Below are 26,774 nucleotides of genomic sequence, written 5' to 3'. Positions count from 1 at the left end.
ATGCCATCATGGCCCCTGGGCCACCCGGGTGCCAGGTGCTGTCAGTAATAGGATAACCAGGCTCTCACCACCAGGATCCGGTTGGCCGCAGCCTGGAGGCATGACAGACCAGGTCCACGCCATTTCTCCTCCGGCCGTCGCCCGGCCCCGCGTCGCGGCGGCCCTCGGGCCGGTAGCCCTCAGCACACTCCTCTTCGGCTCCCTGCTGCCGATGATCTCCTTCTTCATGATCAACGTCTCGCTCCCGGCGATCGCCGTTGACCTCAAGGCGAACGCCGGCGAGCTCCAGCTGGTCGTCGGTTGCTACGGCATCGCGGTCGCCACCCTGCTCGTGGTCGGCGGCCGGCTCGGTGACAGCTTCGGCCGGCGCCGGCTGTTCCTGATCGGTGTCGCCGGCTTCACCGTGGCATCACTGCTCTGCGCGATCGCCCCGACGATCGGCTTCCTGCTCGCGGCCCGGATCGTCCAGGGCGTGGCCGGAGCGGCGATCACGCCGCAGGTGCTCGCGTCCATCACCAGCCTGCTGACCGGCGAGCATCGCGCCCGCGGCATGGCGATGTTCGGCGTCGCCAACGGGATCGGTGCAGCCTTCGGACAGATCATCGGCGGGGTTCTGATCGAGGCGAACCTGTTCGGCCTCGGCTGGCGCGCGGTGTTCCTGTTCTTCGTCCCGGTCGGCATCATCGCGCTGATCGTCGCGCTGCGCGTGGTGCCCGAGAGCAAGGCCGAGCAGTCGCATCGGGTCGATCTCGTCGGCGCCGCACTCCTGGCAGTCACCCTCGTACTGTTGCTCCTGCCGCTCACCGAAGGCCGTCCGCTCGGCTGGCCGCTCTGGACGTGGCTCAGCCTCGCCGCCGTGATCCCGGCGACCGCATTGCTCGGAGCGCACCAGCGCCGAGCCGAGCGCTCCGGCCGGGCGCCACTCATCCCGCCGACAGTCCTGCGGTTGCGTGCGATGCGGATCGGTCTCCTGCTCGCCCTCGCGTTCTTCAGCACGTTCGGTGGCTTCATGTTCTGCTTCGCGCTCGCCACCCAAGGCGAAGCACACATGTCCCCACTCGAAGGCGGTCTGAGTCTGCTGCCCCTCTCGATCGGCTTCCTGATCACTTCGATCTACGGACCGCGCCTGCAGCAGAAGTACGGCGCCGCTCTGATCATCCGGGGCTGGATCATCCAAGCCGTCGGCTACGCGATCCTCGGTGTGGTCGCGCTGACCCTCTGGCCGGACGTCAACCCCATCACCATCGGCGCCCCGCTCCTGGTCGCCGGTGTTGGTTCCGGACTGGTCATGGTGCCGCTGATCGGCGTGGTCGTCGGACAGGTCCCGCCGGCTCAAGCCGGCCTGGGCAGCGGCATCCTGCTGACCAGCCAGCAGACCGCGATCGGACTCGGCGCCGCCACTGTCGGTACGGCGTTCCTCGCGCTGTCCGGCACGTCGTGGGGCCAGGGCGACTCACTCGCGGCCGTAGCACTGGCCATCACCACGATCTCTTTGCTGATGGCACCGGTGACAAACCTGCTGCGCACTCGCTAGGGCAGCCAGTGGGCCGGGCATTCGAGCGCCGGTGGGAGTTTGGTGAGGTGATCGCCGCGCGCGGCGTTGATCTGAGCCTGGGTGAGGAACAGTGCCCCGGTCAGGTCGGCGCCGCGCAGGTCTGCATCCCGCAGATCGGCGCCGATCAGATCCGCCTGCCGGAGGTCGGCGTCCCGGAGGTCCGCGGCGATCAGGTAGGCGCCACGCAGGTTGGCCTTCACGAGGTCCGCGCCACGTAACCGCGCTCCGATGAGGTCGGCGCCTCGGCGGTCCTTCTTCTTGCTCTGCTTGCCACGGACGAGCCGACTGGTCGTCAGCAGCAGCTCGTTGACCACGGCCCGCTCCGCATCCACATCCACTGTCGTGAGGTCCGCCGTACGCGCGACTCGCTCTACTCGGGCGAGCAGGTTGCCGGCGTCGCCGTTGTATTCAAGGGCTTCGGTCAGGTACCAGAGCAGCTCGTGCAGCTGCCGAAGGATCGGTAGCGCCGCGAACATCTCCGGCCCGGACTGGCCTCGTCGCGTGATCTCCTGCCCCGCACCGAAGCAGTCGTAGACCGTGCACCCCGGGAAACCCTTGGCCCGCAGCTGACTGTGGATGGTGCAGCGGAACTCCGCACCGAGATTCGGGCACGCCTCGCCGGCGGACTTGTCGATCGCGAAGTCCGCCGACTTACTGAACGTCAGCGCGATGCAGCAAAGGCCGACGCAACTAGCGCAGTCGGCGCGCAGCTCAGTTTTGCTCGGCAACCGTCTGGCCGGTGCGGCGCCAGCGGATGCCGGCCTCGATGAACTCGTCGATCTCGCCGTCGAAGACCCCGCTGGTGTTCCCCGACTCGTAGAGCGTCCGCAGGTCCTTGACCATCTGGTACGGGTGCAGGACGTAGGAACGCATCTGGTCGCCCCACGAACCCTGGACGTCACCGCGCAGCGCGTCGATCTGGGCCCGCTCCTCGGCCTTCTTCAGCGCGAGCAGCTTGGCCTTCAGGATGACCATCGCGCTGGCCTTGTTCTGCAGCTGGGACTTCTCGTTCTGGCAGGAGACGACCGTGCCGGTCGGGATGTGCGTGATCCGGACCGCGGAGTCGGTCGTGTTGACGCTCTGACCACCCGGGCCGGACGAGCGGTACACGTCGATCCGCAGCTCCTCTTCGGGTACGTCGATCTCGTCGGTCTGCTCGAGCACCGGGACCACCTCGACCGCGGCGAACGACGTCTGCCGCCTGCCCTGGTTGTCGAACGGCGAGATCCGGACCAGCCGGTGCGTCCCCGACTCCACACTCAGCGTGCCGTACGCGTACGGCGCCTTGACCCCGAACGTCGTCGATTTCAGCCCGGCCTCTTCGGCGTACGACGTGTCATAGACCTCGGTCGGGTATCCGTGCCGCTCGGCCCAGCGCAGGTACATCCGCTGCAGCATCTCGGCGAAGTCGGCCGCGTCCACGCCACCGGCGCCGGACCGGATCGTCACCAGCGCTTCGCGTTCGTCGTACTCGCCGGAGAGCAGCGTGCGGACCTCGAGGGACTGAATCGCCTTACCCAGTGGGCCGAGATCCTTCTCGGCCTCGGCCAGGGTGTCGGCGTCGTTCGCCTCACGACCGAGCTCGATCAGCGCGCCGAGGTCGTCGAGACGACCACGCAGCGAGGTCACCCGCTCCACATCGGACTGCAGGCTGGACAGCCGTGACGTCACCTTCTGCGCGTTCGCCTGGTCGTCCCACAGGTCGGGCGCAGCGACAGCCTCACCGAGCTCGGCGATCTCCTTGCGCAAGGAGTCGAGATCGAGCACCTTCTCGATCGAGGTCAGTGTCACGTCGAGCTGCTTGAGCTCCGCGTCAAAATCCAGTCCAGCCACAACCAAACAGCGTACCCGCTAGCTGGTAGTAGCCGTTAAACCGTTTCTGAGCAGGCCGAAGACCCGCGCGACGGCCTGTTCCAGCTCACGCTGTGCGTGGATCAACTGATCCTGGGTCGCATCGTCGGGCAGCAATCGCATCAGCTCGGCTTCCAACACCGTTTGGGCGGCGGCATACTCCGCGGCGATCAGGTGGTTCCGCAGGTGATCCGGTCCGCGTTCGTCGAGTGCCTCGGTGAGCGAGTTCTCGAGCTCCGCGGCGTTCAGCCGCCGCCGGGCCAGCAGGGCCGGACTGCTCTCGATCGTGCCGACGAACTGCTTCCAGGTCGCCAGATGCCCGACCTCCAACCGATCCCGGATCTCCTTCAGGTAGTAGGCCTCGAGCACCTCGATGGCATCGGCGTCCGCCGGCGCCGCCCGGATCGCAGCCGCAGGCCCGCGCCACCAGCCCTCTTCGTCGAAGAACAGATCTTCCTTGCTGGGGAAGTGATTGAACACCGTCTGTACGGCGACATCCGCCGCGCGGGCCACCTCCGCCACGGTCACCGCGTCGAAGCCGCGCTCGAGGAACAACACCGTGGCGACGTGCGAGATGGCCTCGCGGGTCTGCCGCTTCTTCCGCTCGCGCCGGCCGGTTTCCATTGGACACATCCTAGGGCAGCTGTTTTACTTGTTCCAATCTTGTAGTCACTACATCTTTGGAGCTCATCCAATGACCATTCTCGTCACCGGCGGCCGCGGCAAGATCGCCCGCGCCGTCACCGCCGGTCTCACCAACGCCGGCCACGACGTCCGTGTCGCCTCCAGTTCGCCCGCCGACCTCGGACCTTCCGCGATCGCGTACGACGCTGCCGACCCGGCGGCCGCCCTGGACGGCATCAGCCAGGTCTTCCTGTACTCGGATCCGGACACGGCACCGGCGTTCGTCCGGGCGGCCGAGGCGGCCGGCGTCAAGCAGGTCGTCCTGCTGTCGTCGCTCTCCTCGCTCGACGGCCCTGAAGACCCCCATGCGAAGACCGAGCAGGTCATCTGCGCCGGTTCGTACGCGACCACGTGTCTCGAGCCGGGCGCGTTCATGAGCAACGCCAAGTTCTGGTCGTACCAGGTCCGGTCGACCGGTCAGATCCGGATCCCGTACCTGGACGCGCAGGAAGCACCGATCCACGAACTGGACATCGCCGACGCAGCGCTCCGCGTGCTGCTCGACGGGCCGGGCAACGGCCACGACGGCCGCGGGTACCCGATGACCGGTCCGGAGTCGATGACGCGTCGGCGGCAGATCGAGCTCATCACCTCGATCACCGGCGTACCGATCGAAGCCGTCGACCTCACGCCTGACGAGGCTCGCGCCGAGATGCGCATGCGCGACGCCGGCCAGCTGGAGACTCTCCTTGCCTATTGGGCTTCTCGGGTCGGTAGCCCGCAGCCGATCGAGCCCGGCGTCGAGCTGCTCACCGGACATACCGCCCGCACGTGGTCGACCTGGCTGAACGACAACCCCGGCCTCTTCGCTTGAACCATGCGTGTCTTAGGGCAGGATCGAGTCGATGTAGCCGCCGTCGACGCGCACAGCGCCGCCGGTGGTGGCAGAGGCGAAGTCGGAACTCAGGTACACGACCAGGTTGCCGATCTCCGGCGGCTCGATCAGGCGCTGGATCAACGAGTACGGCCGGTGTTCCGTCATGAACTGCTGCTGGGCCTCGTCCCAGGGCAGCTCGTCGCCCACCAGCTCCCGCGCGAAGTCCTCGACCCCGGGCGTGTGGGTAGGCCCGGCCATCACCGAGTTCACCGTGACTCCGGATCCCGCGGCAGCCTTCGCATAGCCCCGGGTGACCGCGAGCAGGGCCGTCTTCGTGACGCCGTAGTGCACCATCTCGAGCGGCGTCACGACGGCCGAGTCACTGGCGATGTTCATCACCCGGCCGAAGCCGCGCTGCATCATCCCGGGCAGGTACATCCGGATCAGCCGGACCGCGGACAACACGTTCACCTCGAAGTACCGGCGCCATTCGTCGTCGTCGATCTCCAGTACGGGCTTGGCACCGAAGATGCCGAGATTGTTGACGAGGATGTCCAGCTCGCCGACCTGCTGGTGCAGCGCCTCGGCGCCGTCGGCCGACGCGAGGTCCGCGGCGATCGCGGTGACGTTGGCGTCCGGGACCTCCTTGCGGACCTGATTCGCGGCGGCGCGGGTCTTGTCGTCACCGCGCCCGTTCACGATCACGGCCGCGCCGGCTCTGGCGAGCTCGGTGGCGATCGCGAGTCCGATCCCTTGACTCGACCCGGAGACCAACGCCCGTCGCCCGTTCAGTTCGATCCGCATCTGTCCATGGTGCCCAGTCCGCGCCGACGAACACGTTGCGGCCGGGTCAACGAATGGGTACGACGGCTGCCGCTTCGGAGGCGATGCCGGTCGAACCCGGCCAGCCGGGTGGTTCGAACGGCAGGTCGACGGTCGAGGTGAGGCGGACGGTCACCGTCGTACCGTCGACGTCGGCGGACCAGTCGAGGCCGTCGAAGTTGTTGCTGGCGGCAACTTGGTCGAGGTATTCGGCGGTCAGGCGGCGGGCCTGGTCCGGGTCCAGCGCGGCGTTGCCGTCGGCGGCCGGTTGCGCGTAGATCGCGGCGAGGCCGTTGGCGGCGGCGAGGACGGCGCCGTCCGCGGTCGCGTCGAGCTCCCGCCGGACCAGGAAGACCTTGGAGATGTCGGTGACGACGACGATCATCAGCAGGATGATCGCGGCGAACCCGATGATCAGGACGGTCATCTGCCCCTGCTCGTCGCGGCGCCGCCTCATCCGTCGCCCTTGGCTTCGCGATAGTCGCCGTACGGCTCGGTGTGCGATGCCTCGAGGTGGATCGCGGGCGGCTCACCGCCGAGGGCATCCGGGATGAGCGGGAGCCGCACCTCGGTGTCGATCGTGACGGTCACGGTCGAGCCCGGCTGCAGGCAGGCGGGATCGCAGCTGATCGTGAGCTGGCCGGGGCTCAGCTCCATCCCCTGGTCCTTCATCGTCAGCCGTGCCGCCTCGAAGGCGCGCGCCCGCGCCTCCTCCTCCGACAACCCGGCCGGCACGATGATGAAGGCGCGTCCGGCGGCCCGGGCCGCGGCGGTCGCGCCGTACGAAGCTCTCTGTACGTCGAACACCCCGAGCATCACGTACACCAGCGGGACCATCAGCAGGATCGCCAGCCAGGAGAACTCCACGACGGCGTTGCCCCGCTCGTCCCGCTTCCGTTTCACTGACCGGTTGCCTGGCCGGTTCACTGGCCGGTTCACTGGCTGGTTCACTGGTCGGTTCACTGGCCGGTTTCCTTCACCGCGTGGCCGGTGACGCTGAACTCGATACCGGGACCCCACAGCCCGAGCGGCGGCATGTGCGCCTTGACGACGACCTGCACGCCCGGCTGCCCGTCGATATCGGTCTCTTCCGCCGACACCGAGTCGATCAACCGGCTCTGCACCACTCCGCTCACCAACTCACGGGTGCGCGCCTCACCGTCGCCGGGCTCTCGATTGAGCACCGCCGCGTACTGCGCGCCTTCGGACGCGGCCGCCGTCACCGTGTTGCGCACGTACAGGAACAGCCCTACCTGCATGATGCCGAGGAACAACGGCACCACCAGCATTGCCACCAACACGAAATCGACAACCGCCGCGCCACGCTGATCGCGTGGCCGGGTCACTTGTTGGACACGGAGTTCAGCGCGTTCTGCAGCATGGTCTTGAGTTGGTCGCCGGCCACGCCCCAGATCAGCACGACCAAACCGGCCGTCATCACGGTGATCAGCACCCAGCCTGGAACGTCGCCGCGCTCCCTGCGGGCCGGACGTGGCTTCAACAGCAACGCCAGAAAGAATCTCAGCAAGAGTCTTGTGAGTAGTAGGGACATCAGTTCTCCTCAGTTCATCCGGCGATCAGCCGGATTCCGACAGCGCCCGGGTAGAAGGCGAAGGCGATGGTGACCGGCAGCACCAGGAAGACGACCGGGACCATCATGGCTACTTCACGGCGCGCGCCGGACTCGATCAGCTCGCGACGCCCGGCCTCACGAATGTCACCGGCCTGCGCCCGCAGCACATCGGCCAGCGGGGTGCCGCGCTCCAGCGCCACCGCCAGCCCGTCCGCGAAACGCGACAACGCCAGCAACCCGGTGCGATCCGCCAGCGCATCGAGCGCGCGGACCAGTGTGTCCCCCGCCCTGGTCTCACCCAGGACCCGTTTCAGCTCGTCGGCCAGGTCACCCCGGCACGAGCGCGCGACCCGATCGAGCGCCGCGGCCGGACCCTCACCGGCCGCCACCGACAACGCCAACAACTCGGCCACCGTCGGCAGCTCGATCAGCAGCCGCCGCTCACGACGCCGGACCTGCGAGGTGAGATAGGTGTCCCGGGCAAGCACCGCCAGGACTCCCAGCACCGCGCAGAACACCAGCAACCCGATCGGATTGCCCACGCCGAAACTGAGGGCGGCCACGGACACGACCAAACCAGCGCCGAAGGCAACGGTCCCCCACAGCAACTGCTCGATCCGGAACTCCTCGACCGTCCGCTCCAGCCCGGCCCGCGCCAGCCTCCGCCGAATCGACAAGGCGCCACCGAGCAACTGCTCCAACCGGCGAGCACCCGCTCGCAACGACGGCCCGAAGAGCCGCAGGATCGCGTAGAACGGCGAATTCGAGTCCACGACCCCGACGAACACCTCGGGTCCGCCGAGATCACGCAGGTACGGCGAGATCCGCTCGTCGACGGTCGGCCTGCGGAAGACCGGCAACCGCCGTACGACGATCAACAGGCCGGCGCCGAACAGCGCACCGACCAGGGCACCCATGAGGACCGGAGTCATCGCAGCACCCGCTCGGGCTCGGGCAGACGTCCGATCCGCAACATCAATCGGTACGCGAGCAGACAGACGAGTGCGCCCCCGCCGATGATCAACGCACCCACGGGCGAGTTGTACCGCTGGATCACATCGCCTTGGAACGACAGCAACGCAAGCACCAGCCACGGCGCGGCCACCGCGACCCGAGCACCGTTGACCGACCACGACTGCCGTGACTCGAGCTCCGACCTGGTCCTGGCATCGTCGCGCAGGAACGTCGACAACGAACGCAGCAGTCGCCCAAGGTCCCCGCCACCGACCTCGCGTGCAATCCGCAGCGCCTCGATCACCCGGTCGCCGACCGGATCCGCGAGCCGTGCCTTCAACCGGTCAAGCGACTCCGCGAACCGGCCCGTGGATGCGTAGTCCGAACCGAATCGCCGGAACGGCTCGCGCAGCGGCAGCGGCCCGCGCTCGCCCACCTGCGCCAGCGCCTCGGACAGCGAGAGCCCGGCCCGCACGGCCGATGCGATGTTGTCCACCACGTCCGGCCACAACTCGCGGAACTCGCCGAGTCGCTTCCGCGCCCGGGCCCGGACCAAGGTGACCGGCAATGCACCGGCTATCAGGCCGAACACGACTCCGATCGGCCAAGCCTTCGACACCAGGATCATCAGCAGGAACCCGCCGGCTCCGGTGAGCACACACGCACCGATGAACGCGCCTGGTGTCACGCCCTCGATCCCCGCGCTCGCGAGCAGCTCGCGGGTCCGGACGACCAACCGTCCGTCCGTGGACGGCTTGGACTCCGACGGCGCGACGAACGTCGCGATGATCAGCAACAGGCCGATGCCGAAGAACAACCCCAGCAGGAGTCCCATCACCTCACCCCCCGCGGCAGCTCGGTGAGGAGACCGGCCAGGTTGTACCCGGCCTGCAGGAACCGCTCGGGATGCGGCAAATGGCCCTCGGCCCGGCGCAACTGCCCGTCGACCGTGCCGAACAGCGTCTCGGTCTCGATCGTCTGCTCCTCGATCCGCCCGCTGACTCCCACGATCTCCCGCACACGCCGCTGGCCGTCCGCCCCGATCCCGAGGTGTACGACGAGATCCACGCACCCGGCCACCGTCGGCAGCACGAACCGGGAGCCGATGTTCTCCCCGGCCAGGAGCGGCAAGGTGCACATCTTGGTCAGGGCCTCACGCGCCGAGTTCGCATGGATGGTGCACATGCCGGGCAGTCCACTGTTCAACGCGAGCAGGAGATCGAGGCACTCCTCGCCGCGGACCTCGCCGACGATCAGGCGGGACGGCCGCATCCGCAGCGATTCCTTGACCAGATCACGCAGGCGCACCTCGCCGGTGCCCTCGAGGCCGGCCTGCCGGGTCTGCATCGACACCCAGTCCGGAATCGGCAGCTTGATCTCGAAGACTTCCTCGCAGCTGATCACCCGGTCGCTGCCCGGGATCGAGCCGGCCAACGCGTTCAGCATGGTGGTCTTGCCGGCCTGCGTGCCGCCGGAGACCAGGACGTTCAGCCCGCAGGCGACCGACGCCTCCAGCACCGCGGCGGCGTGCGGCGTGAGCGAGCCGAGCGCGACCAGATCAGCCAGCCGCGTGGCCCGCACGGTGAACTTGCGGATGTTGACAGCCGCATAACGCTGAGTGATGCCACCGAGGACGATGTGCACCCGGCTCCCGTCCGGCAGCCGCGCGTCCGTGAACGGCTGCGAGACGTCGATCCGCCGTCCGGTGGTCTTGAGCATCCGCTCGACCAGATCGCTGACCTCCTCTTCGGTCAGCACGGTCGTGGTCAGCTCGTGCCTGCCCTCACGGGCGATGAAGACGCGGCTCGGCTCGTTGATCCAGATCTCCTCGACGGTCGGGTCGTCGAGATACCGCTGCAGCGGGCCGAATCCGGCCACCCGGTCGTGGACCTCCCGGCTGACCGCCTCCAGGTCGGCGATCGGCGGGACCACACCGGCCAGGCTGCGTTCGTCGTACTCCCGGACGACGGTGGCGACGATCGCGTCGACCGCGCCCGGATCACGGAGCGGATCGATACCTTCCCGCCGGACGACGTCGCGCACCTGGGCATCGATGAGCTCGACCGCGCCGTCCCAGCCCGACCGGCGCGCGGCGAGTCTGTCGGCTGTCATCGATCTCCCCGTGTGTGTCCCGTCTGGCGACCAAGCGGTCACCATGCGCGACCATCCTTTCAACCGTGGGGCGTCCGCGCCACTCGCCATCCAGCGGCCTGTGGATAACCGTGACACGCCAGTGGCTCACCGACGGTATCCGCGGCCTCACCACGAGTCCAGGAAATTGCAGCTTGTTGCAATTTCAGCGATGGACGAGAGTGTGCTCGAACGAGTAGCGGCTGGCCCGGTAGAGGTGCGAGCCGTATTCGACCGGCTGCCCGTGGTCGTCGTACGTGATCCGCGTCGTCGCCAGCAGTGGTGAGCCCGGCTCCTCGGCCAAGAGCCGACCCTGCTCGGGCGAGGCGGGAATGGCGGAGATCGTCTGGTGTGCCACCTTCAGACGCACGCCCTCAGCCCGCAGCAGCTCATAGAGACCCCGCTCGGCCAGAGTGGCCGGATCGGTCTCCAGGAGCTCGGGTGGCAGCCAGTTCCGCATGAGGGCCAGTGGTTCGCCGTCTGCTCGCCGCAGTCGCTCCAGCCGGAGCACTCGGTCGCCCAGCTCGCATTGGAGGGCCGTAGCGACCTCTGCGGTCGCTGGGGCGATTCCAAAGCGCAGTACGTCGGTCTCGGGCTTGCGATGCGCCGCGGCCAAGTCGTCGTACAGACTGGTCAGCTCGAGCGAACGGCGCACCTGACCGGAGTTGCCCACCACCTGCGTGCCGACACCACGTTTGCGTACTAGTAGGCCCTGGTCGACCAGACGGGCGATCGCCTGCCGCACTGTGGGCCGGCTGAGTCCGTACGCCTCCGCGAGGTCGACCTCGTTGCTCAGCCGGGACCCGACCGGCAGCTCACCGCCCTGAATCGCCGCCTCGAGCTGCTGCGCCAACTGCACGTGCAACGGCGTACGGCTGTTCCGATCGACGCGGACCTGGACGGTACTCATGGGCACATCCTGAAGCCTCCACCCCGTTCCGTCGACCCGGGACCCCGATTTGATCAGATCCCTGCGTTTGTGGATCGATCAACCTCTTCCTTCTCCTTTCTCCTGGTGGGTGAATGAACGTTCGGTGAATCCGGTCCGGATCACGGTCACGTGGTATCGGCGGTGGGCGATCGTCAGGCAGGATGGCGCGTTCGCCCCCGGAGTCTCGGCTACCCTTACCGGCGCGCCCCTCGGACGACCCCGCCGTACTCCGCCTGTACGGCCGACCCTCGAAGGAGAAGGCATGGAACCGCTGCGGATCGGCATTCTCGGTGCCGCCCGGATCGCCGACCGGGCGATCGTGGCGCCGGCCCGGCTGACCGGTGCCCGGCTGGTCGCGGTCGCGGCCCGAGACACCGAGCGGGCTGAGGCCTTCGCCGCGGAACACCAGGTCGAACGGGTGCATGCGTCGTACCAGGAGGTCCTGGACGACCCGGAGGTCGAGGCCATCTACAACCCGCTGGCCAACGGGCTGCACGCGCCGTGGAACCTGCGGGCGATTGCCGCGGGCAAGCACGTGCTGACGGAGAAGCCGTCGGCCAGCAACGCGGCCGAGGCTCTGCAGGTGCGCGATGCGGTCCGTGATCGCGGTGTCGTGTTCATGGAAGGGTTCCACTACGCCTACCACCCGGTGATGCGCCGGCTGCAGGAGCTGCTTGCCAAGGGTGAGCTCGGCGAGCTCCAGCACGTCGAGGCGACGATGGTGATGCCTCCGCCGCCGGACCAGGACCCGCGCTGGTCGCTGCCGCTGGCCGGCGGCGCTGTCATGGACGTCGGCTGTTATGCCCTGCACGCGCAGCGGATGTTCGCTCCGTACGCCGGGGGCGCGCCGAAGCTCACCAACGCCCGCGCCGGCGAACGCAAGCGGCTGCCGGGCGTGGACGAGTGGCTGAACGCGGACCTCGAGTTCCCGAGCGGCGCGACCGGCGCGGTCCGGACCAGCATGGCTGCGGAGCACGTCGAGTTCAGCCTGAAGATCGTCGGCACCCGCGGCGAGGCGTTCGCACCGTTCTTCGTGCTGCCCCACAACGACGACCGCGTCACGGTGACCACCAAGGAAGACACCTGGGTCGAGCACCGCGGCACCCGCACGTCGTACACGTACCAACTCGACGCCTTCGCCGCCGCGATCCGCAACGGTGCCCCAGTCCTCACCGACGCCGAGGACGCCCTGGCCACCATGCAACTCATAGACACCTGCTACCAGACCGCCGGCCTGTCTCCCCGCCCCACCACAACCCTCTAACCATCCACAGGCCAGCAACTCGCACGAATCGGCCGCACCGAAAAAGTTAGACTTAGCAAGGAAGGACAGGGGCGGCAATCATATTCCGGCGGCGGCTCGGGCGAACGCTTGGACCAGGGGGTGGGGACGGGTGCCGTCGCCGGCGAGTTCTGGCTGGAAGAGGGTGGCCAGGTAGAACGGGTGGTCGGGTAGCTCCGCGATCCGGGGATCGCCGGCGTCGTCGTGGCCGCTGAAGACCAGGCCGTGTTCGGCCAGGAAGCCCATGCGGCTGCTGTCCAGGCCGTACGAGCAGTGGTACCGCTCCAGCGACCGCTCGACGCCGAGAAGCTCGGCCGCACGGGTGCCAGGGGTGACCTGGATCGGGCCCTCGTGACCATCGAGTGAGCACGCCAGCGGCACGATCAGCAGGTCGTCGGCCGCCGGATTGGTCTCGCCGTTCTGCACATCAACGGCGCCACAGACATTGCGGGCGTACTCGAGCATCGCGTGCTGGAACCCGGCACAGGTGCCGAGGAACGCAATCCCGTTCTCCCGCGCGATCCGGACCGCTTCGATCCCGCCGTCCTCGTCGGCGTACGGGCTGCCCGGCAGCAGCCAGATCCCGTCGAAACCCTTCAGCGTCTCGTCGACCTCCCCGGTCCCGACCCAGTACACGTCGAGGTCCAAGCCGTCGCGATCCCTCAGCCGATCCAGCAGGCCCGGTATCCGTTGATGCGAGCGGACGTGGGGCGAGCGGTCACCAACCAGCGCGATGCGTCCTGAGTAAGCGTTCATACTCCGATCCTGGCCGCTGGAGTCACATCAGCGCCAACGATGATCTCTGGACTTCCCATAAGCGATACTGATCCGCGTGGATCCACACCTGCTGCGGACCTTTGTCGCAGTCGCGGACTGCGGCTCGTTCTCCGCGGCCGCTGACCGCCTCGGCTACACCCAATCGGCTGTCTCGCAGCACATCGCCGCCCTCGAAAACGACCTCGGTACGCCGCTCCTTCGCCGCCGTCCCGTGGTCCCGACCCCCTCCGGCGAACGCCTCCTCGAACACGCCGCCCCGATCCTCCTCCGCCTCGAAGCGGCCCGCGCCGACCTCCGCCGCACGATCACCGCCCCGTCAGGCAGCCTGACCGTCGCCGCCTCCCCCTTGGCCGCGGCCGGCGTACAACTTGCTCATCTGTTGAGGGACGCACGGCGCTCCCGCCAAGGCACCGAGGTCACGCTGACAATCTGCGGCCGCGACGCGGTGGCCCGAGGGGCCACGGCCGGCGAGTTCGATCTGGGTCTGGTCGACGGCGTCGCCGCACCGAGCGATCCGCTCCGCCTGCCCGACCTCGGATCGATCAAGACCACCGCGATCTCGCATGGGGAGCTGGTGGTCGCGCTACCGTCCGACCATCCACTGGCCGGTCGGCACCGCATTAGCCTCCACGACCTCGTCGACGCTCGCTGGATCGACGCCCCCGACGTCGCCGCGCCCCTCGCCACCCTGCGCGGCGCCACCGAATCCGACGCCCTCCGCCCGGCGCTCACCTACACCGGAACCGACCTCCACACCCTCCTGGCTTTAGTTGCCTCCGGCCACGGCCTGGTCGTCCTCCCAGCCTCGACAGCGCATACACCGGACACGTCGACCGTCCCGCTCACCAGCCCCCGCCTCGTCCACAGGATCGAGCTCCTCCACGGCCACCTAGCCGAGCCAGCTGCCGCCACACTCGCCGCCGTACTCTCGAATGACCCGCAGTCAGACCTCGAGTAGCTCCTCGAGCCCGGCACGCGTCATCGGATACTCGAGGACGCCGAGAGCCTCCCGCTCTGCGAAGACCGCACGCTCAGGATCGTCCACGTTGAGCGCTTCACACATCATGTTGAAGGCCCAGTTCAGCCAGCCGGTCACCGCCAGGCCGAACGACGACACGTCGGGCTTCGGCCACTCCCGGACCTCGGCATAGCCCTCGCGGAACGCGGCGAGCCCTTTGCGGTTGATCGACGGCCGCGAGAACCACTGCGTCAGCGCGGAACAGATCTCGATCTCGGGCGTGAGCGATCCGGCGAAATCCCACTCAGTCACGATAACTTCGCCTCGATGGCCCAGCCGTACATGCTCCGGGATGAGGTTGCTGACACAGAGGACGAGCTGGCCCGACGGGACCTCGGCCTCGATCGTGTACAGCTCCAGGATGCCCGGAAGCGCGGCGTCGAGCCGTGCGGTCCACGGCTTGCCGGCGGCATCGGCCTCGTTGCGCAGCTTGGTCCACTGGGCCGCCGTACGGCGCGCGGTGAGATAGGGGTTGATGGGTGCACCACTCGGGATCGCCAATCCGTGCAGGGTCCCGAACGTCGTACCGACGCGGCGAGCCAACGCCGTCGGAACCGGCAGCACCGGCGACGACCGCACCTCGATCCGCTGATGCACTCGCCAGCTCTCGTCCCGCACGGTCTCGATCAGCCGGCCCTGCGAACTCCGCACCGCAATCGGCGCCGCGACCCCGGCCTCGACCGCGGCCTCACGAAGCCGAGCTCCGATCTCCGCCTGTTCGTCGGTGATCCAGTCGTAGACCGTCACCGCGAGCCAGCGACCGCGTTCGGTCGTGATCGTCCAGCTTCGGCCCATGGGCGTGAACGAGACCGGCCGCGCGGCATCGCTCACGGCGCCCAGCCCGAAGACTTCGGCCAGCTCCTCGGCCAGTCCCTCCGGCGCGGTCGGCGTGTCCGCGATCCGCCGCTCGACCTCAGCCTTCAGGGCAGGCCAGTCCCGCTCGCCGTACTCGGCGGCCAACGCTCGCTGCGCTTCGGCGAGCGATGCGTCGGCGGTGGATTCGCGCAGTACGGCCAGCAGGTCCTTGGCCTCTTTGCGCAGGTAGTCGATGCTGGGGCGATCCGGCAGGAGTCTCATAACGCGTCCTCTCGTGCCCGGACTCGCACGGGCTACAAGAGAGCGTCACGAACCGCGCTCAACCCAGTCGGAACGTGAGGTGGCTTCCAGCCTTCCGGCGAGTCTCGACGCGTCCTCACCACGCCGACCCGACGCTACCCAACGTCCGCGCCGGCGGTCAACGGCCTACTTCCGGCCCTGCTTGGTGGGCGGGATGATCGGACTGTCGGTCGAGGTGCCTTTCGGCTGTTTGGGTTGCTTGGGCTTGCGGACTTCGCGTCCGCCCTTGTTCTTGGCCATGACAAACTCCCGGGGCTTGAGGATCGCTGACATCGCACAGGCCAGCGGCCTGCCGTACGCCGCGGTACTCCTCGTGCCCCGGGGGTTGCCTTGGACGCTACACCCGATCAGTCGTGGGTGGGGAAGCCCAGGTTGATGCCGCCGTGGCTCGGGTCCAACCAGCGGGACGTGACGACCTTGCCGCGGGTGAAGAAGTGGACGCCCTCCATCCCGTGCGCGTGCGTGTCACCGAAGAGCGAGTTCTTCCAGCCACCGAACGAGTAGTACGCCATCGGCACCGGGATCGGAACGTTGATGCCGACCATGCCGACCTCGACCTCGTTCTGGAAGCGCCGGGCAGCGCCACCGTCGTTGGTGAAGATCGCCGTGCCGTTGCCGTACGGGTTCGAGTTCACGAGCGCGAGGGCAGCGTCGTACGACGGTTGCCGGATGACGGACAGCACTGGGCCGAAGATCTCGTCGGTGTAGATCGACATCTGCGGTGACACCTTGTCGAACAGCGTCGGTCCGAGCCAGAACCCGTCGGCCGCGCCGTCGAAGTCGCCGTCGCGACCGTCGACGACCAGGTCCGCACCGGCGGCCACGCCGGCGGCAACGTACCCGGCGACCTTGTCGCGGTGCTCGCCGGTGACCAGCGGGCCCATGTCGCAGCCGCGCGTACCGTCGCCGGTTTTCAGCTTCGCCATCCGGTCCTTGATCTTGCCGATCAGCTCGTCGGCGACCGGCTCGACCGCGACCAGCGCGGAGATGGCCATGCAACGCTCGCCGGCCGAGCCGAAGCCGGCGTTCACCGCGGCGTCGGCGGCCAGATCCAGGTCTGCGTCGGGCAGCACGATCATGTGATTCTTCGCGCCGCCGAGCGCCTGAACGCGCTTGCCGTTCTTCGTGCCGTTCTCGTAGACATACTTGGCGATCGGGGTCGAGCCGACGAACGAGACCGACTTGATGTCCGGGTGCTCGAGCAGCCGATCGACCGCTTCCTTGTCGCCGTGCACGACGTTGACGACACCGTCGGGCAGGCCGGCTTCCTTCCAGAGCTCCGCCATCGCATTCGCCGCGGACGGGTCCTTCTCCGACGGCTTGATCACGACACTGTTGCCGCAGGCAACGGCAATCGGCACGAACCACATCGGCACCATCGCCGGGAAGTTGAACGGCGAGATGACCGCGCTGACACCGAGCGGCTGGCGGATCGAGTACACATCCACGTTGGTCGACACGCCCTCGCTGTACCCGCCCTTGAGCAGGTGCGGGATGCCACACGCGAACTCGATCACCTCCAGACCGCGGGTGACCTCGCCGAGCGCGTCGGACAGCACCTTGCCGTGCTCGGCGGTGATCAGCGCGGCGATCTTGTCCTTGCGCTGGTTCACCAGCTCGCGGAACGCGAACAGCACCTGCGCCCGCTTGGTCAGCGATGTCTTCGCCCAGGCGCGGGATGCCTCGTGAGCCACCTTGACGACCTCGTCGACGGTGGCGGCCGAGGCGAGGTCGAGCTCGCCGGTGACCTCGCCCGTCGCGGGGTTGTACACCTTGCTGGTGCGTTCTGCCACGCCGGTCCAGGAGCCGCCGCCGACGAGATGGGTGATGCGCTTGATGTCAGTGCTCACAATGCTTCCTTACTGGACGGGAGGATCTTCCGGCGATCGGCCAGGTCGACGTCGACGGGACGGCCGGTGCTGAGTGACTCGATGCCGGCTTCGCAGACGGCCGCCGCCGCGTAGCCGTCCCAGGCGCTCGGGCCGTCGATCCCGCCGCGACCGGCGGCCTGGACCCAGCGCTGCACCTCGATGTCGTAGGCACGCGCGAAGCGCACCCGGAAGTCGGCCGGCAGCGGGCGGCCCGACTGTCCGGCGGCGCGGGTCAGCACGCCCGAGCCGAGACCGATGGTCGCGCTGCCCCGCTCGGCGACGGCCTCGCAGCGGACCTCGTACCCGACCTGGAAGTTGACGAACACCTCCACATCGGCCATAGCCCCGTTCGCGAGCTCGAAGACAGCAAGCTGCGGATCGAGTACGCCGTCGCCGACCAGACTGCTCGGCTTCGGGGCGTGGACGGTGATCCGGGTGATCTCGTCATCGAAGAGCCACCGGGTGACATCGACCTCGTGCACCATCGAGTCCCGCACAATCATCTCGCTACGGAACGTCGACGGGGCCGACTTGTTGCGATGGACGTGGTGGAGCAGGAGCGTCCGGCCCAGCTCACCCGAGTCGAGTAGCTCCTTGGCAGCGGCGTACTCGGGGTCGAATCGCCGCATGAATCCCACCTGGATCAGCGACTGGCCGGCCTTGTACTCGGCCTCGACCACCTGCAGCGCGGAGGCCGCGTCCATGGTCAGCGGCTTCTCGCACAGCACCGGCTTCCCGTGCTCCAGGCAGGCGAACAACTGGTCCGCATGGGCGAAACCGGGTGACGCGAGGATCACCGCGTCGACGTCGTCCGCCGCGATCAGGTCGATGGGATCCCCGATCACCCGAGCCGAGAGGCGTTCGGCGAGCGTCTCGGCCCTGGCCACATCGGGGTCAGACACCGCGACGAGCCGTGCGCCCGCGGTTTGGTGCGCGACCCGCTCCGCATGGTCGGCTCCCATCGCGCCCACGCCGACGATGCCGATCCGAAGGTCCGTCATTGCCCCTCCTTCGTCTGCACTGTGTCCACCGGACGCCCCGGTTCGACCACGGCACTGGGATTCGCATCCCGGAGCTCGTGACTCAACGCCTCGAGCTCGGAACCGCCGGCCATCTCGGTGGTCAGCTGCTCCAGCGTGATGTCGGCCCGATGCACGTCCAGTGCGACCTGGCCGAGTTTCAGCACGACGAAGTGGTTGCCGACCAGGTACGCGTGGTGGGGGTTGTGGGTGATGAAGATGACGCCGATCCCCGCGTCGCGCGCTTTCACGACGTATTTGAGGACGATGCCCGATTGGTTCACGCCGAGCGCCGCGGTGGGCTCGTCCAGGATCAGCACCTTCGCACCGAAGTGGATCGCCCGCGCGATCGCGACGCACTGCCGCTGACCGCCGGACAGCGTGCCGACGGGCTGCTCGAGGTCGGGGATCGAGATCCCCATCTTGGTCAGCTCCTCGTTCGCGATCCGTTTCATCGCCGCCGAGTCCAGCTGGCCGAACGGACCTCTGGTGAGCTCGTTGCCCAGGAAGAAGTTCCGCCAGACCGACATCAGTGGCGCCAGCGCGAGGTCCTGGTAGACGGTCGCGATCCCGCTGTCCAGGGATTCGCGGGGCGAGGAGAAGTGCCGCTCCTCGCCGTTCACCGACATCCGGCCGGACGTGTAGTCGTGTAGTCCGGCGATGATCTTGATCAGCGTCGACTTGCCCGCGCCGTTGTCGCCGAGCACGCAGGTGATCTCGCCCTGCCGGACCGACAGCGACACACCCCGGAGCGCCTGGATGTTGCCGTAGCTCTTGCCGATGTCCTCGAGCGTGACGATCGGCGTGGTCGGGCTGGTGGCCGCCTCGGACGCGAAACTGTTCGTGGTGGTCATCGTGCCTCCGCCTGGTTCTTCACGACGAGGTTGACAATCGTTGCCAGCAGCAACATTATGCCGAGGAAGGCCTTGAACCAGTCCGGATTCCAGCCGGCGTACACGACGCCGAGCTGGACCATGCCGAAGATCAGCGCGCCGATCGCGCCGCCGACGACCGACCCGTAGCCGCCGGTGAGCAGGCAACCGCCGACCACCGCCGCGATGATGTAGAGGAACTCCTTACCGACCCCTTCACCGGACTGCACGACTCCGTTGGAGTTGAAGAGCAACTGCATCCCGGCGAACCAGGCGAAGAATCCGACCGCCATGAACAGCCCGATCTTGACCTTCTTCACCGGTACGCCGACCGCCCGGGCGGCGTCCGCGTCCCCGCCGACGGCGAAGATCCAGTTCCCGATCTTCGTCTTCAGCAGCACCCAGGCAGCGATCGCGACGAACACGATCCACCACACCACGATGATCTTGATCGTGATGCTGCCCAGCTTGAACTCCGACGCGAACACCGCCTTGGCAGCCTTGAACCCGTCCATGTCGCTGATCGAGTTCGACGCGACCGCGCCCGAGGTCAACCGGGTGACCGCGATGTTCAGGCCCTGCAGGATGAAGAAGGTGCCCAGCGTCACCAGGAAGCTGGGCAGTCCGGTCCGCATCAGCAGCCAGCCGTTGAACGCGCCGATCGCCAGCGAGAACACCAGCGCGACCAGCACGCCGATCCACACGTTCACGCTGAGCTGGTAGGCGAAGATACCCGCCGTCAGGCCGGACGTGGTCACCGCGACGCCCGCCGACAGGTCGAACTCGCCACCGACCATCAGCAGCGAGACCGGCACCGCCATCACCCCGATCAGCGCCGCCTGATAGAGGATCGTGCCGGTGTTGTCGATGTCGCGGAACGGCGGCGCCGCGACCAGGAAGAACACGAGGATGACCGCGGCGCCGACCAGCGATCCGATCTCGGGCCGGCTGAGTAGCCGGGCGCCGAGGGATCGGGCGGAGACGCGGTCGTCCGCCGCTGCCGGTGAGGTGATGGTGGATGCCATGGCGGACCTCAGCGCGTCCCGGCCTCGGCGTACTTGGAGACCGCGCCGATGTTCGACTTGTCGATGAACGCGGGCCCGGTCAGCGTCGCCTCACCACCGCCGATGGTGTCGCCGTTGGTCTTGTACAGCCAGATCGCGTCGATCGCCAGGTATCCCTGCAGATACGGCTGCTGGTCGACCGCGAACTGCACTGTGCCGTCCTGGACCGCCTTCGCCATCTCCTTGCTCATGTCGAAGCTGCCGATCTTGGCCGACGAGCCGGCGTCCTTGGCCGCTTGGACCGCGGTCAGAGCGATGCCGGCGTTCAGCGCGACCACGTAGTCGGCGTTCTTGTCCTGTTGCAGCTTCGAGGTGAGCGTCGCCTGGGTCCCCGGCTGATCGGTGCCGTTGACGTTGACGTTCTGGGTCGTGGGCAGCTTGTCCTTGATGCCCTGGCACCGCGCCTCGAGGCTGACGTTGCCCTGCTCGTGGATCACGCAGATGACGTTCTTGGCGCCGAGCTCCTTGAGCTTCTCACCCGTCGCCTGGCCGGCGATCCGCTCGTCCTGGCCGAAGTAGCCGATGGCGCCGGTGTCCTTCCAGGAATCGAGGCCGCCGTTCAGCACTGTCACCGGGATCCCGGCCGCGATCGCCTTCTTGACGTTCGGGATGACCGCGTCAGGCTTGTTCAGCGTGACCGCGATGCCGTCGACCTTGGAGTCGATCGCGGTCTGCACCAGGTTCGCCTGGGCGGCGCCGTCGGGGTCCGCGGAGTACTGCAGATCGATGTTGTCCTTCTTCGCGGCCGCCTCGGCACCGCGCCGGACGATGTCCCAGAAGGTGTCGCCGGCACCCGAGTGGGTGATCAGCGCGACCTTCATCCGCGGGGTGTCGGCGACATTCCCACCGTTACTGCTCGAGCCTTGCTCCTCCTGCTTGCCCCCAGAGGAACTGCACGCGGCCAGCGCCACGGCGAGCGCGAACGCCGCGCCCGCAGCCACTGCCTTCTTCTGCCACCGAATCATGACTACAACCAGCCTTTCACAGTGCGGAGTTGCGTTGGACCAGAGAGTTCACACTCTGCTGGCCGTCATCCCGATTCGCCACCCCCGTGGGATCTCAGATAGGCCAAGGTGCGTTCGGCGATCGGGAACGGCACCTCGGGTGGGCACGGGAACATGTCCTGCTCGACGATCGCGAACACGTCGACGTCCAGTGCCTTGAGCGCGTCGAGAACCGGCGGGAGGTCGGGGATGCCGTTCGGCGGCTCGCACATCACGCCGCGTCGTACCGCCTCGTCGAGGCTGACTCCCTCGGCCTCCACCTCGGCGAGGATCTTCGGGTCCACCTGTTTCAGGTGGACGTAGCCGATGCGGTCCGGATACTTGCGGATGAGCTCGAGGTTGTCGCCGCCGCAGTAGCTGATGTGGCCCGTGTCGAGGCACAGGTTCACGAAGTCGGGGTCGGTTTCTTCGAGGAGGCGCTCGACGGTGTCCTGCGTGTCCACATGACCGTCGGCGTGCGGGTGGTATTGCGTCCGCAGCCCGAACTCCTCGGCGAGTCGCCGGCCGAGCTCGGTGACCTGTGCGCCGTGTCTGGCTTGGCCTTCGTGGTCGAGCCGGTCCTCGATGACCTCACCGTTGTCGCCGCGCCACATCGACGGCATGACGACGAGATGCTTGGCGCCCATGGCCGCCGTCAGCTCAGCCGTCGCCGCGACGTCCCGCCAGGTCGACTCCCAACCGTCCGGCCGGTGCAGCTGCTCGAAGGTGGTGCCGGCGGTCATCGTCAGACCGCGGCGGTCGAGCTCGTCCTTCAGTTGGACGGGATCCGTCGGCAGGTAGCCGTAGGGGCCGAGCTCGATCCGCGTGTAGCCGGCGGCCTGGGCTTCGTCGAGGAAACGGCTCCACGGGGTCTGGCGCGGATCATCGGCGTACCAGACACCCCAGGAGTCAGGCGCCGTGCCGACGTTGACCTTAGCCATCTCGGCCGCCTCTCTCGGCCGGAGCCAGGTAGGAATGCTGGGTCTTCTTGCTCTCTTCGTACTGCGCCGACGCGGCCCGGGTGGACTGCAGCTCGGACACCTCGCTGACGGGAACATCCCACCACGACTCGCTGTCCGGGCCACCGATCAGCGGGTCGGTGGTGACGTGGATCGCGATCGGTCCGGTCGCGGCCTTCGCCGTACCGATCGCCTTCTCCAGCTCGGGTCGGTCGTGCACCTCGATCACCTCGACGCCAAGACTGCGAACGTTCGCCGCGAGGTCGACGGGCAGGTAGTCGCCGTCGAGCCGCCCGTCACCGCTACGCCGCCGGTACGCCGTCCCGAAGCGTTGCGAACCGAGCGACTCCGACAGCGCGCCGATCGAGGCGAAGCCGTGGTTCTGCACCAGGACGACGATGATCTTGACGTTCTCCTGGACCGCGGTGACGAGCTCGGTCGACATCATCAGGTACGACCCGTCGCCGACCATGACGAACACGTCGCGATCCGGGGCCCCGAGGCGTACGCCGATGCCGCCGGCGATCTCGTATCCCATACAGGAGTAGCCATATTCGACGTGGTATCCCTTCGGGTCGCGCGTCCGCCACAGTTTGTGGAGGTCACCCGGCATCGAGCCGGCCGCACACACCACCACATCAGACGCCGCCGACAATTCATTGACGGCACCGATGACTTCGCCCTGTGTCAGCAGGCCTTCGGCGAGATTCGCGGTCACCTCGGGCGAGGGGTTGTAAGTTGCATGAACAATGCCGTCCCAGTTCCTTGCGAGTTCCGTGGCCGTGGCTGTGTACTTGACCTCCACAGACCAGTCACCGAGCGCGGATCCCAACGAAACAAGGGCTTCCCGCGCATCTGCGACGAGAGGAAGGCCGGCATGTTTGCCACCGTCGAAGCGCGCCACATTGATGTTCACGAACCGCACGTCCGGGTTCTGGAAGGCAGACCGGGAGGCCGTCGTGAAGTCGCCGTAGCGCGTCCCGATCCCGATCACGAGATCGGCGTCCCGAGCCAGTGCGTTGGCTGCCGTGGTCCCGGTCGAGCCGACCGCGCCCACCGACTGCGGATGATCGAAGCGCAGGGATCCCTTGCCCGCTTGAGTTTCCGCCACCGGTACACCGGTTCGCTCGGCGAACTCACGGAGGGCTTCTTCGGCGCCGGAGTAGTGCACGCCGCCACCGGCGACGATCAGGGGCCGGCGCGCGGACCGTAGGAGATCTACCGCCTTGTCGACAATTGATGCCTCGGGCAACGGGCGCGCGACGTACCAGGTGCGCTCGGCGAAGAGCTCCTCCGGCCAGTCGTAGGCCTCGGCCTGGACGTCCTGCGGCAGGGCGAGTGTCACCGCGCCGGTCTCGACCGGATCGGTCAGCACGCGCATGGCGTTGAGCAGTGCCGAGGGTAGTTGTTCGGGGCGCCAGATGCGGTCGAAGTACTTCGATACCGGGCGGAACGCGTCGTTGACGGAGACGTCGCCGGCGCCGAAACTCTCCAACTCCTGCAGCACGGGCGTCGCTACCCGGGTTGCGAACACATCCGAAGGGAGGATGAGAACAGGCAGCCGGTTGACCGTGGCGAGGGCCGCGCCGGTCACCATGTTGGTCGAGCCCGGGCCGACGCTTGCCGTGCAGGCGTAGGTCTGGAGCCGGTCGCGGGTGCGGGCGAAGGCGGAGGCGGTGTGCACCATGGCCTGCTCGTTGCGGGCCAGGATGTACGGCAACGCCTGCGGGTCCTCGAGCTCGGCCTGTAGCAAGGCCTGGCCGACCCCGGCTACGTTGCCGTGCCCGAAGATGCCCAGGCACCCGGCGAACAACCGTTGCCGGACTCCATCACGCTCCGAGTACTGGACGCTCAGGAATCGCACCAGCGCCTGCGCGACCGTCAGACGCACCGTCATCGCTCTCCTCCGGGAAGCTCCTCGTTCGCACCGTCCACGTCAGCTGTGTCGTCGACCTCGGCGGCCTCGAAGGTTTCGAAGGGCAGGCGCGGGTCGATGTGCTGGGTCTCCCACAGTTCGCGGACCCAGGCGTGCTGGGGGTCGTCGGTGATGAGCCACTGGCGCTCGGTGCCGGGGCCGGCCATCACGTTCAGGTAGTACATGTCATAGCCAGGAGGCGCCATCGCAGGACCATGCCAACCGTGAGGTACCAGGACCACATCCCCAGTGCGAACTTCCGCGAGGACATCGATGGGGCGATCCTCGGTGCCGTAGATCCGCTGGTAACCGATCGGGTCGTTGCCCTTGACACTTACAGGGGCCGCGTCGGAGAGCTGTAGCTCGAAGTAGTAGATCTCCTCGAGCACGCTTTCCTTACCAGGCTTGTGCTCGTCGTGCTTGTGCGGCGGGTACGACGACCAGTTCCCTGACGGGGTGAGAACCTCGCAGGCGATGATCGAGTCGGCCTCGAGGACCGACGGCGTACCGAAGTTGCGGACCTGACGGGAGGCGACGCCGGCACCACGGAGTTCGGTCTCGACCTGCTCGACCGCGATCCGGCGGAACGGATAGTCGCTGGCTGCCTTCGCGTGCGGGAATGCGATGCGCGCGCCGCCGGCGCTGGTGACAGCGACGATGGTGTTGCGCGGGACGTACGCGAAGTCGGTGGGTCCGGCGAAGACGTCGGCGCGGCCGCCCAGTGGGAGGGCCTCGCCGTCGACGATGACTTCGGCTGACCCGCTGAGTGGCAGGACGAGGTACTCGCAGTCCTTGGTGTCGATCTCCACGGACTGGCCCGGGCGCAGGGTCCGTACGTACAAGCCCGTGTGCTCCCAGTCGTTCTCTCCCGGGACCACCGAAACCTCGAAGCCGTGGTGGGCAATGGATCCGGCCGGCCTGAACCACTCGGTCATGCTGTCTCTCCGTGTACTAGGGCTGCGGCTTGGTCGACGGCGTACGAGACGTTGCCGTCGGGCGGGAAGAGCAGGGCCCGGCCGACCACCAGGCCGCGTACTGCGGGGAGGGCGAGCGCCTTACCCCAGGAGGCGTAGGTCTCCTCGGGGGCGACGGTCGGGTCGCCGCCGAGCAGGAGGGTCGGGAGGGTGGTGGAATCCATGACTCGCGCGAGGTCGTCGACGACGGGGAGCTTCAGCCAGGTGTAGGCGCTGGTGGCTCCGAGGCCGGCGGCGATGTTGACCGACTTGATCACCGAGTCGGCGTCGAGGACGTTGGTGACGCGGCCGTCGCGGCGGGTGGACCAGAAGGGTTCGACCATCGCCATGAGTTTGTGTTCGGCGAGCTCGGTGACGGCCCTGGCGCTGGCTTCGAGGGTGGCGACCGTGCCGGGATCGTCGAGGTCGATGCGGGTCAGCATCTTGCCGCCGTCCAGGCGGCGGGACGCGATGTCGGCGGCCGACCCGTACGCGGTGAAGCGGTCGTCGAGCTCGAACGACGAGCCTTGGAGCCCGCCGCGGTTCATCGAGCCGATGACGACCTTGCCTTCGAGGGCGTCGAGCAGGAGCAGGTCTTCGAGTACGTCGGGGGTCGCGAGGACACCGTCGACGCCCGGGCGGTCGAGGGCGGTGACCAGGCGCTCGATCAAGCCGGGACGGCTGGCCATCGCTTGGCTGTTGTCGCGTACGCCGAGTGCGCCGCGGGCCGGGTGGTCCGCGGCCACGATCAGCAGGCGACCGTCCTCGCCGACCAGGGCGCGGGTCCGGCGCCGCTCCCAGGCTTCGGCAACACGCTCGGGATGCCGTACCCGAATCTCGGTCAACTCCGACAACCGAGCGCCGTACCCCTGCGCCACCAGGCCTGTCTGACCGATGGTCGCCGCGTGTCCCAGCGACGAGACCTGCGGTCCGGTTTGGTCGGCCGCAGGCGGACTCAGCTCAGACTGCCAAGACGCCACCTGCCCCGCCGAAGCCGCCGTTGCAGGCAGCGGCACAGGCACAGTCACACTCAAATGCCCACTAGACACTCCACCCACTGGGGTGGGGAGGTGTGCGCTGGACGGCTCGGGGGTGGGCAGCTGCGCGCTGGACGGCTCGGGGGTGGTGGGCTGGCCGGTGGGTGCGGAGGATGATGCGCTCTGCCAGCCCGGCTGGGTGGCGGGGGGTGTTGGCTCGGACTGCCAGGTGGGTTGGTGGGACGGGGAGGGTTCGGGTGCGGTCAGGTGTCCGCCGAGGGGTGGGCCGCCGAGCGCGGTGGAGGATCCGAGGTGGCCGCTGGGTTGGTGCGCGGGACTACTCGCGACCGCCGTCGACCGCTGGCTGGTCTGGTCGTCCGGCCCGGGTGAAACTCCCGCCGACTGCCGGTTGGTCTCGGGGGTGGGTGCTTGTGTGGGGCGTTGGTCGGTGGGTAGGTCGAGGTTGGCGATGACCGTGGTTTGGCCGTCGGGGGATGCGGGCGCGTCGGTGGGTGCTTGCTGGATTTCGGTGGGCGACGAATGGATTTGGTCGTCGGGGTGGGGTGCCGGCGGGTAGGCGACCACGGTGGTCTCGTCGGCGTAGGCGGGTGACGGCCGGTGCGCGACGGTCGGGTCGTCGGCGCTCGACGG

27 protein-coding genes are annotated in these 26,774 nt (G+C 67.9%); 4 read left to right on the top strand and 23 right to left on the bottom strand.

What is annotated here, in order from left to right; all coding sequences use genetic code 11:
• Nucleotides 1-100 precede the first annotated feature (100 nt).
• A complete protein-coding gene (locus tag ACWF4Z_RS03930) occupies nucleotides 101-1,534 on the top strand; it encodes an MFS transporter (protein ID WP_452241424.1) in 1,434 nt (477 codons plus the stop codon).
• On the opposite strand, the gene ACWF4Z_RS03925 is transcribed toward ACWF4Z_RS03930, so the two are convergent.
• The 3 genes from ACWF4Z_RS03925 to ACWF4Z_RS03915 are packed head-to-tail and all read right to left on the bottom strand — an operon-like array spanning nucleotide 1,531 to nucleotide 4,030.
• Nucleotides 1,531-2,283 (bottom strand): pentapeptide repeat-containing protein, encoded by a 753-nt coding sequence (locus tag ACWF4Z_RS03925; protein WP_452241423.1) that lies wholly within the window; start codon nucleotides 2,281-2,283, stop codon nucleotides 1,531-1,533. The two genes, ACWF4Z_RS03930 and ACWF4Z_RS03925, sit on opposite strands and share 4 nt — an antisense overlap.
• On the bottom strand, nucleotides 2,267-3,388 hold the full coding sequence (gene prfB, locus ACWF4Z_RS03920; RefSeq protein ID WP_452241422.1) for a peptide chain release factor 2: 1,122 nt from the start codon (nucleotides 3,386-3,388) through the stop codon (nucleotides 2,267-2,269). Before prfB ends, ACWF4Z_RS03925 begins: the two co-directional genes overlap by 17 nt.
• An 18-nt stretch (nucleotides 3,389-3,406) precedes the next feature.
• Entirely contained in the window at nucleotides 3,407-4,030 is a 624-nt protein-coding gene (locus tag ACWF4Z_RS03915) for a TetR/AcrR family transcriptional regulator (RefSeq protein WP_452241421.1), read from the bottom strand.
• 70 nt (nucleotides 4,031-4,100) lie between these two features.
• On the opposite strand from ACWF4Z_RS03915, the gene ACWF4Z_RS03910 reads away from it, so the two are divergent.
• A complete protein-coding gene (locus tag ACWF4Z_RS03910; protein ID WP_452241420.1) occupies nucleotides 4,101-4,904 on the top strand; it encodes an SDR family oxidoreductase in 804 nt (267 codons plus the stop codon).
• Nucleotides 4,905-4,916: 12 nt separating this feature from the next.
• On the opposite strand, the gene ACWF4Z_RS03905 is transcribed toward ACWF4Z_RS03910, so the two are convergent.
• The 9 genes from ACWF4Z_RS03905 to ACWF4Z_RS03865 all read right to left on the bottom strand — a co-directional run bounded on the left by ACWF4Z_RS03905 (nucleotide 4,917) and on the right by ACWF4Z_RS03865 (nucleotide 11,296).
• Entirely contained in the window at nucleotides 4,917-5,711 is a 795-nt protein-coding gene (locus ACWF4Z_RS03905; RefSeq protein WP_452241419.1) for an SDR family NAD(P)-dependent oxidoreductase, read from the bottom strand.
• Between the two features lie 46 nt (nucleotides 5,712-5,757).
• Nucleotides 5,758-6,186, bottom strand: coding sequence for a pilus assembly protein TadG-related protein (locus ACWF4Z_RS03900; RefSeq protein ID WP_452241418.1), 429 nt, complete (start codon nucleotides 6,184-6,186; stop codon nucleotides 5,758-5,760).
• The gene (locus tag ACWF4Z_RS03895) at nucleotides 6,183-6,632 is read right to left on the bottom strand and encodes a TadE/TadG family type IV pilus assembly protein (protein ID WP_452241417.1); all 450 of its coding nucleotides are present in this window, start codon (nucleotides 6,630-6,632) and stop codon (nucleotides 6,183-6,185) included. The genes ACWF4Z_RS03900 and ACWF4Z_RS03895 overlap by 4 nt, the downstream gene beginning before the upstream one ends.
• A 56-nt stretch (nucleotides 6,633-6,688) precedes the next feature.
• Nucleotides 6,689-7,075: a TadE/TadG family type IV pilus assembly protein gene (locus tag ACWF4Z_RS03890; RefSeq protein ID WP_452241416.1), complete on the bottom strand. Its 387-nt coding sequence runs from the start codon at nucleotides 7,073-7,075 to the stop codon at nucleotides 6,689-6,691.
• Complete coding sequence (locus tag ACWF4Z_RS03885) at nucleotides 7,072-7,281, bottom strand: hypothetical protein (protein WP_452241415.1); 210 nt, start codon at nucleotides 7,279-7,281, stop codon at nucleotides 7,072-7,074. Before ACWF4Z_RS03885 ends, ACWF4Z_RS03890 begins: the two co-directional genes overlap by 4 nt.
• A gap of 14 nt (nucleotides 7,282-7,295) precedes the next feature.
• The gene (locus ACWF4Z_RS03880; protein ID WP_452241414.1) at nucleotides 7,296-8,234 is read right to left on the bottom strand and encodes a type II secretion system F family protein; all 939 of its coding nucleotides are present in this window, start codon (nucleotides 8,232-8,234) and stop codon (nucleotides 7,296-7,298) included.
• Nucleotides 8,231-9,091 (bottom strand): type II secretion system F family protein, encoded by an 861-nt coding sequence (locus ACWF4Z_RS03875; RefSeq protein ID WP_452241413.1) that lies wholly within the window; start codon nucleotides 9,089-9,091, stop codon nucleotides 8,231-8,233. The genes ACWF4Z_RS03880 and ACWF4Z_RS03875 overlap by 4 nt, the downstream gene beginning before the upstream one ends.
• Nucleotides 9,091-10,368, bottom strand: a complete 1,278-nt coding sequence (locus ACWF4Z_RS03870) for a CpaF family protein (RefSeq protein WP_452241412.1) — start codon at nucleotides 10,366-10,368, stop codon at nucleotides 9,091-9,093. Before ACWF4Z_RS03870 ends, ACWF4Z_RS03875 begins: the two co-directional genes overlap by 1 nt.
• Before the next feature lie 184 nt (nucleotides 10,369-10,552).
• Nucleotides 10,553-11,296, bottom strand: a complete 744-nt coding sequence (locus ACWF4Z_RS03865) for a GntR family transcriptional regulator (protein WP_452241411.1) — start codon at nucleotides 11,294-11,296, stop codon at nucleotides 10,553-10,555.
• Nucleotides 11,297-11,579: 283 nt separating this feature from the next.
• On the opposite strand from ACWF4Z_RS03865, the gene ACWF4Z_RS03860 reads away from it, so the two are divergent.
• A complete protein-coding gene (locus ACWF4Z_RS03860) occupies nucleotides 11,580-12,581 on the top strand; it encodes a Gfo/Idh/MocA family protein (RefSeq protein WP_452241410.1) in 1,002 nt (333 codons plus the stop codon).
• A 78-nt stretch (nucleotides 12,582-12,659) separates the two neighbouring features.
• Here ACWF4Z_RS03860 and ACWF4Z_RS03855 read toward each other — a convergent pair whose 3' ends face one another.
• Nucleotides 12,660-13,355 (bottom strand): CTP synthase C-terminal region-related (seleno)protein, encoded by a 696-nt coding sequence (locus ACWF4Z_RS03855; RefSeq protein WP_452241409.1) that lies wholly within the window; start codon nucleotides 13,353-13,355, stop codon nucleotides 12,660-12,662.
• A 76-nt stretch (nucleotides 13,356-13,431) separates the two neighbouring features.
• On the opposite strand from ACWF4Z_RS03855, the gene ACWF4Z_RS03850 reads away from it, so the two are divergent.
• The gene (locus tag ACWF4Z_RS03850; protein ID WP_452241408.1) at nucleotides 13,432-14,334 is read left to right on the top strand and encodes a LysR family transcriptional regulator; all 903 of its coding nucleotides are present in this window, start codon (nucleotides 13,432-13,434) and stop codon (nucleotides 14,332-14,334) included.
• On the opposite strand, the gene ACWF4Z_RS03845 is transcribed toward ACWF4Z_RS03850, so the two are convergent.
• The 10 genes from ACWF4Z_RS03845 to ACWF4Z_RS03800 all read right to left on the bottom strand — a co-directional run bounded on the left by ACWF4Z_RS03845 (nucleotide 14,320) and on the right by ACWF4Z_RS03800 (nucleotide 26,000).
• Nucleotides 14,320-15,471: a hypothetical protein gene (locus tag ACWF4Z_RS03845; protein ID WP_452241407.1), complete on the bottom strand. Its 1,152-nt coding sequence runs from the start codon at nucleotides 15,469-15,471 to the stop codon at nucleotides 14,320-14,322. The two genes, ACWF4Z_RS03850 and ACWF4Z_RS03845, sit on opposite strands and share 15 nt — an antisense overlap.
• A 386-nt stretch (nucleotides 15,472-15,857) precedes the next feature.
• Nucleotides 15,858-17,360: a CoA-acylating methylmalonate-semialdehyde dehydrogenase gene (locus tag ACWF4Z_RS03840; protein WP_452241406.1), complete on the bottom strand. Its 1,503-nt coding sequence runs from the start codon at nucleotides 17,358-17,360 to the stop codon at nucleotides 15,858-15,860.
• On the bottom strand, nucleotides 17,357-18,382 hold the full coding sequence (locus tag ACWF4Z_RS03835; protein ID WP_452241405.1) for a Gfo/Idh/MocA family protein: 1,026 nt from the start codon (nucleotides 18,380-18,382) through the stop codon (nucleotides 17,357-17,359). The genes ACWF4Z_RS03840 and ACWF4Z_RS03835 overlap by 4 nt, the downstream gene beginning before the upstream one ends.
• The gene (locus ACWF4Z_RS03830) at nucleotides 18,379-19,254 is read right to left on the bottom strand and encodes an ATP-binding cassette domain-containing protein (protein WP_452241404.1); all 876 of its coding nucleotides are present in this window, start codon (nucleotides 19,252-19,254) and stop codon (nucleotides 18,379-18,381) included. The genes ACWF4Z_RS03835 and ACWF4Z_RS03830 overlap by 4 nt, the downstream gene beginning before the upstream one ends.
• The gene (locus ACWF4Z_RS03825) at nucleotides 19,251-20,297 is read right to left on the bottom strand and encodes an ABC transporter permease (protein ID WP_452241403.1); all 1,047 of its coding nucleotides are present in this window, start codon (nucleotides 20,295-20,297) and stop codon (nucleotides 19,251-19,253) included. Before ACWF4Z_RS03825 ends, ACWF4Z_RS03830 begins: the two co-directional genes overlap by 4 nt.
• 8 nt (nucleotides 20,298-20,305) lie before the next feature.
• Nucleotides 20,306-21,301, bottom strand: coding sequence for a sugar ABC transporter substrate-binding protein (locus ACWF4Z_RS03820; protein ID WP_452241402.1), 996 nt, complete (start codon nucleotides 21,299-21,301; stop codon nucleotides 20,306-20,308).
• Between the two features lie 65 nt (nucleotides 21,302-21,366).
• The gene (locus ACWF4Z_RS03815) at nucleotides 21,367-22,260 is read right to left on the bottom strand and encodes a TIM barrel protein (RefSeq protein ID WP_452241401.1); all 894 of its coding nucleotides are present in this window, start codon (nucleotides 22,258-22,260) and stop codon (nucleotides 21,367-21,369) included.
• Nucleotides 22,253-24,175: a 3D-(3,5/4)-trihydroxycyclohexane-1,2-dione acylhydrolase (decyclizing) gene (gene iolD / locus ACWF4Z_RS03810; protein WP_452241400.1), complete on the bottom strand. Its 1,923-nt coding sequence runs from the start codon at nucleotides 24,173-24,175 to the stop codon at nucleotides 22,253-22,255. The genes ACWF4Z_RS03815 and iolD overlap by 8 nt, the downstream gene beginning before the upstream one ends.
• Nucleotides 24,172-25,128, bottom strand: a complete 957-nt coding sequence (iolB, locus tag ACWF4Z_RS03805) for a 5-deoxy-glucuronate isomerase (RefSeq protein WP_452241399.1) — start codon at nucleotides 25,126-25,128, stop codon at nucleotides 24,172-24,174. The genes iolD and iolB overlap by 4 nt, the downstream gene beginning before the upstream one ends.
• Nucleotides 25,125-26,000, bottom strand: a complete 876-nt coding sequence (locus ACWF4Z_RS03800; protein ID WP_452241932.1) for a Cgl0159 family (beta/alpha)8-fold protein — start codon at nucleotides 25,998-26,000, stop codon at nucleotides 25,125-25,127. The genes iolB and ACWF4Z_RS03800 overlap by 4 nt, the downstream gene beginning before the upstream one ends.
• Between the last annotated feature and the right edge of the window lie 774 nt (nucleotides 26,001-26,774).

The organism is Kribbella sp. NPDC055071, assembly GCF_053608045.1.
Note: the sequence above shows the minus strand (reverse complement) of the source record. Positions and strands in the feature narration are given on the sequence as shown.